A 292-nucleotide genomic window follows, 5' to 3' on the forward strand; every position below is an offset into this window, starting at 1 on the left:
TCCTGGAGCCCGTGCACCCAGCACGGCTATCCGATGATCGTGGTCGCTTTCACCAGGCCGGCCTGCGGCCCCTGCCCGGTCCGCGAGTCGTGCACCACCAGCCGCCGGGGCTTCCGGCAGCTCACCTTGAACCCGCGCCCGCTGACCGAGGCCCTGCGCACCGCCCGTGCCGAGCAGGCCGGCCGGGACTGGCAGGACGCATACGCCCTACGCTCCGGCGTCGAGGGAACCATCCGACAGGCCCTCGCCGTCACCGACAGCCGCCGGGCCCGCTACCGCGGCCTGGCCAAGA

1 protein-coding gene is annotated in these 292 nt (G+C 74.0%); it reads left to right on the plus strand.

The features are described 5' to 3' along the window. Positions 1 to 33: 33 nt before the first annotated feature. The coding region (locus tag RB628_RS43025) for a transposase (RefSeq protein ID WP_318325829.1) at positions 34 to 292 on the plus strand (259 nt) is incomplete at its 3' end.

The sequence above is a fragment of the Streptomyces sp. ADMS genome (assembly GCF_033441795.1).
GTDB lineage: Bacteria > Actinomycetota > Actinomycetes > Streptomycetales > Streptomycetaceae > Streptomyces.